Source organism: Sphingopyxis sp., assembly GCF_036402335.1.
Classification (GTDB): Bacteria; Pseudomonadota; Alphaproteobacteria; order Sphingomonadales; family Sphingomonadaceae; genus Sphingopyxis.
The window spans coordinates 1-5,012 of sequence record NZ_DASWTD010000306.1 but is presented as its reverse complement, the minus strand read 5'-3'; the positions used below and the strand labels follow the sequence as shown (position 1 = coordinate 5,012).

Genomic DNA, 5,012 nt, shown 5'->3' with positions numbered 1-5,012 from the left:
CATGCCCGTGCCATTGTGCGCGACGCCCATGCCCCACCCAGGGTTGAAGCCGAGGACGAGGTCGTCACGGTCGGCTGCGATCGCGGTCATTCGCCTCATGGTGGCGGGCGAACAGGGACCCGCGGGATCGAGCATCGCGGCATAGAGCCTTGCAATGCCCTGCGCCGACCCATGGCCGTTCAACGCGGGAAGCTCGGCGGTGCGCCAGTCGCGTGCGTTCGCGCGGTGCGGATCCATTGCCGGGCTGCCGAGCGCGAGCATCATCGCTGCGTTCATCTCGATCGCGCTCATGTCCGCCGGCCGGTCGGGCGGAACGAGCTCGGCAATACGTGATTCCATCCCGGAATCGACGCCGATGTAAAAATCGGCACCGAGCGGCCCGGCAAGTTCGTCGGCGAGGAAACGGCCAAGCGTGCGGCCATCGACGCGGCGCACCAGTTCGGAGGCGAGAAAGCCGTAGGTCACGGCATGATAGCCGTTGGCGGTCCCCGGCGTCCACAAGGCTGCCTGCCCCGCCAGTCGCGCGGCGCAGCGATCATGGTCGAACAGATCGTCGATCGACGTCGGTTCGGCAAAGCCGGGAAGCCCGGCCTGATGCGACAGCAGATGCGCGACCGTCGTCGCCTGTTTTCCCGCCGCAGCAAAGGCGGGCCAACAGGCGGCGACACGGTCGTCGTAATCGAGCCGGCCGCGCTCGACGAGCAGCGCGATGCAGAAGGCGGCCGCCGCCTTGGTCGTCGACCAGAGGTTGACCAGCGTGTCTTGCTGCCAAGGCCGGGTTGCTGCCCGGTCGGCATGACCGCCCCACAGATCTACCACGCATTCGCCGCGGCGATAGACGGCAAGCGAGGCGCCGATTTCGGCATACGGACCGACGCGCCCAAAATTCTCGGCAAAGGCGTCGGCAACCGGCTCGAAACCCGGCGCGACACGGCCCTCGATCGGCGGTGGCATCAGGGCGCGCTCAGCCCGTGGGCGTAAAGCGCGGCGAATTCGTCGGAAATGCGGTTCACCATCATATCGTCCTCGCCATCGAACCATTTGGGAATCCACCCGAAGGCGCCCGCGAGCGCGACCGCGATCCCCGTCACGTCGACGGCGCGGATCGTGCCGTCGGCGATGCCGGCCGCGACATAGGTCGGGAAAATATCCTCCGACCGGCGCGCGAGCGCGACGATCTCGTCGCGTGCCGCGGGCTCGAGTGCGTCGATCCCCGCGAGCGGGACGAGCGGCGAAAATTCGGCACGGGCATTCATTTCGACGAGCAGGCGAAAGCCCGCCACGGCGCGGGCGAAGCCGTCGCCATCGAAGGCTTCGATCGCAGAGATTACCCGGTCGCCGAGCGCGAAGGCGCGGCGATAGCATTGCGCGACGAGGTCGGGCTTGTCGGTCAGATAATGATAGATGACCCCCTTGGTCGCGCCGAGCGCGGCGCCGATCTCGTCGAGCGACGTCGCGTCGATGCCCTTGCGGTTGAACAGGCGCGACGCCGTGCGCAGCAGCTCCTCGCGCTTCGCGGCCGCGGCGTCGCCGCGGTCGAACGGGTTGCCGCGCTCGCCGCGGAGCACCGCGATGTCGATCCATGGCAGCGCGCCGAGCGGAGGTGGCGTCGCGCAAATGCCGTTGCGGATCAGATCGATCGCCGCGGCGCAGATGCGCGGGCGCATCGTCACGGGATCGTCGCCGCTCCAGCGGGGTGCGAGCGGCACCCACGACACGATGCCGACGAGCGCGCGCGCAACGATCTGCGCGTCGCACGGGCGGATCGCCCCATCCTGCCGGCCAGCCTCGATCAGGTCGACGAGCCGGGCGAGATTGCCTGCCGCGAGCGCTTCGATCGTTGCGCGCTGCTCGTCGTCCAGATAGGCAACCTCGCTGAGCACGGCTTCCTCGACACGGTCGGGATCGAGGCTCCGCGTGACGAAGATCGCGATCCGGTCGAGGGCGCTTCCTTCGGCTTGCGCCGCCGTTGCGAGGTCTCGACCGAGCGCTTCGCAAGCGCGGCGATAACATTGGAAAACCAGGTCCTGCCGGTCATCGGCGTAATAATAGAGCGCCGCACGCGTCAGGCCGAGCCCCGACGCGATGTCGGCGAGCGAAGTTCCCGAAATGCCCCGCGCGTTGAGCTGGCGCGCCGCCTCGTCGAGCAGGCGATCACGCCGGCTGCGCTTTTGCACCAGTTGCAAGTGGGGTTCGGTTCGCCGCTTCGCGTTCATCGTCGATTCTGCCCTTTCGAATTTTTACATACTCATATGTAGAATCGCTTGACAAGTCCAATTTTGCATGTCGTGATGCAAGTATACTCATTTGTTAAATCTGCGCGAGACGGATCGACGAATGGGAAGGCGGGCGGGTAGCCCGGTTGGGAGGACAGGATGAGCGATATTTCACGCAAGCTGTCGCGGCCGGGGACGGCCCTGCTGCTCGTCTCGGCGGCGTGCGCGCCGATGGCGGTACACGCACAGGAAGCACCCGCGACGGCGGAAAGCATCGGCGGTGAGCCGATCGTCGTCACCGCCCAGCGCCGTGCCGAGCGACTGACCGACGTTGGCATCGCGATAGAGGCGCTGTCGGCCGAAGCGATCGCCGAGGCGCGGATCAGCCAGATCGAGAATCTGGCGCAGGCCGTGCCCAATGTCGACATCAAGGAGCAGGTGCCCGGCGCGATCCCGGTCGTGACGATCCGAGGTATCGGTCTCGACGATTTCAGCGCCACCAACAGCCCGTCGGCGGGGATCTATGTTGACGAGATTCCGCTTGTCTCGACCGCGCTGATGAGCAGCGAAATCTATGATCTTGAGCGGATTGAGGTGCTGAAGGGGCCGCAGGGAACGCTCTATGGCCGCAATTCGACCGCCGGCGCGATCAATATCATCACCGCGCGGCCTGGTCGCGATTTCGCGGGGGCGCTGACCGCCGGATATGGCAATTACCGGGCGTTCGAGGCCGAGGGCTTCGTCAATGTCCCGCTCTCCGAAACACTCGCCGCGCGCGTGTCGGCGCGCGCTGTACAACAGGCCCGGGGCTATTGGAAAAGCCGTCTGCTTCCCGGCGAGACGCTCGGCGAGCGCGACATATTGACCGGGCGGTTGCAACTGCGCTGGCAGCCGTCGAACGACATCGACGTCAATCTGAAGGTCGAGGGGCTGCGGTCTCGGTCCGAGCTGGGGCAGGGCGAGTTTTTCGGAGCGGTCGACCCGCTGACCGGCGGACCGTGCGCGCCCTATCTCGCGGGGCGCCCCGACAACAGCCAATGCACCGATTTCTTCGGCTACACCGATACCGATGGCGATCCCTTCCTCGGCGACTGGGCGCGCGATGCCTTTTATAACATCGACAGCTGGGACGCGACGCTGAAGGTCGAGGCCGATCTGGGCGCGGTCAAGCTGACCTCGATCAGCGGTTATCGCTGGCAGGACCGTGGCTTCGACGTCGATTCGGACGCGACTCCGGCGCGGCAGGTCGATTTTTTGCAGAACGACAAGATCGAGCAATTCTCGCAGGAACTGCATCTGTCGGGAGAGACGGGGATCGCCGAGTGGATCGTCGGGGGTTTTTACTCGCACGACAAGGTGACGGTGTTCACCCCGGGCAATCACCTCGACCTGTTCGCGACGCAGACGGTGATCGATGCGCTGCAAAAGACCGACGCCGCGGCGCTCTTCGCCAATATCGACTGGCATGTCGCCGACCGGCTGACGCTGGTGACCGGTCTGCGCCTGACGCACGAGAAGCGCCGCTATATCGGCGGGACGACTGACCTCAATCCGCTCGGCGCTTCGTTGCTTTGCATCCCTGCCGGGCTGTGCGCGCCGGGGGTTCCGGGGGCGGCGCAGCTGAGCTTCATCGACGACCGGATCAAGGACACCAATGTGACCGGGCGCATCGCGCTCGAATATAAGCCGTCGGACGACGGCCTGATCTATGCGAGCGTCGCGCGGGGGCGGAAGAGCGGCGGCTATTTCAGCGGCATCACCACGAGCAGCGGTGAACTTGCGCCCTATCGGCCCGAGGATCTGACTGCCTATGAGATTGGCGCGCGCGCCGAACTTGCGAACCGGACCCTGCTCGCCGACGCCAGCCTCTTTTATTACGACTATGATGATGTGCAGACCTTCATCCGCGTCGATTCCGGGCCGATCACGATCCAGAAGCTCGGCAATATTGCCAGCGCGCGTGTCTATGGCGCCGATTTCGACCTGACATGGTTGCCCGCGAAAGGGCTCAGCCTGTTCGCGGGGCTCGGCTTGCTCGACACGCGGCTCGGCGCCTTTGCGACGACTGCGGGGATGATTCCGGCAGGCAACAAGCTCCCCAACGCGCCCGACTTCACCTTTACCGGGCGCGCGCGCTACAAATTCGCTGTCACCTCGGGGATCGACCTCTCGATCAGCGGCAGCGCGCATTACAGCGACAGCGTCTTCAAGGATGCGACGAACAATCCGGTGATTGCGGGCGAGAGCTATTGGCTGTTCGATGCGCGCGTTGGCGTCGGGGCGGCGGATGATCGCTGGGAGGTCGCGCTGTGGGGCAAGAACCTCTCCGACAACCGGCACGTCGTGCAGGGGCTCGACACCGGGGCGCTCGGTTTCGGCAACCGCAGCTATAATGCGCCGCGCACCTATGGCGTGAGTGCGACGGTGCGTTTCTGACAGGCGGGATCGCATTTATCGACCGCTTCATCACCATCGGTCAGGTCCAAACGGTGACGTGATCCGCAGAACGCGAGCTCCGGGTTGATGGTTTTTTCGCCCGGTTTACCGCCGCGTGCGGCAGACCGTCACCAAACTGCAATGCTGGCGGCGCAACTGGCCTCCATTTCGGCGATGGTCTCTGCACAGGGTCGATCAAGCTAAATGGGGAAGACGAGATATTCCGGCGACCGGGCGCTGCGCTCGCTCGCTCTGTTACTGGCGCTGCTGTCGCAGACGCTGGTGACCGGGCCCGCGGGGGCGCGCGAGCGGCAGGATGACTGGGGCGTAACCGCCGGTCAGCCGCTCGCCGAGGCGCTG

At 65.6% G+C, this 5,012-nt stretch carries 3 protein-coding genes; 1 reads left to right on the top strand and 2 read right to left on the bottom strand.

Annotation, left to right across the window (positions count from 1 at the left end; genetic code table 11):
• Together VGD20_RS09455 and VGD20_RS09450 are read right to left on the bottom strand one after the other, a co-directional pair.
• A partial coding sequence (locus VGD20_RS09455; protein WP_331134198.1) for a serine hydrolase domain-containing protein occupies positions 1-954 on the bottom strand: 954 nt, incomplete at its 3' end.
• The gene (locus VGD20_RS09450; protein WP_331134197.1) at positions 954-2,177 is read right to left on the bottom strand and encodes a TetR/AcrR family transcriptional regulator; all 1,224 of its coding nucleotides are present in this window, start codon (positions 2,175-2,177) and stop codon (positions 954-956) included. The genes VGD20_RS09450 and VGD20_RS09455, both read right to left, overlap by 1 nt.
• 198 nt (positions 2,178-2,375) lie before the next feature.
• On the opposite strand from VGD20_RS09450, the gene VGD20_RS09445 reads away from it, so the two are divergent.
• Entirely contained in the window at positions 2,376-4,652 is a 2,277-nt protein-coding gene (locus VGD20_RS09445; RefSeq protein ID WP_331134196.1) for a TonB-dependent receptor, read from the top strand.
• The last annotated feature ends 360 nt before the right edge of the window (positions 4,653-5,012 follow it).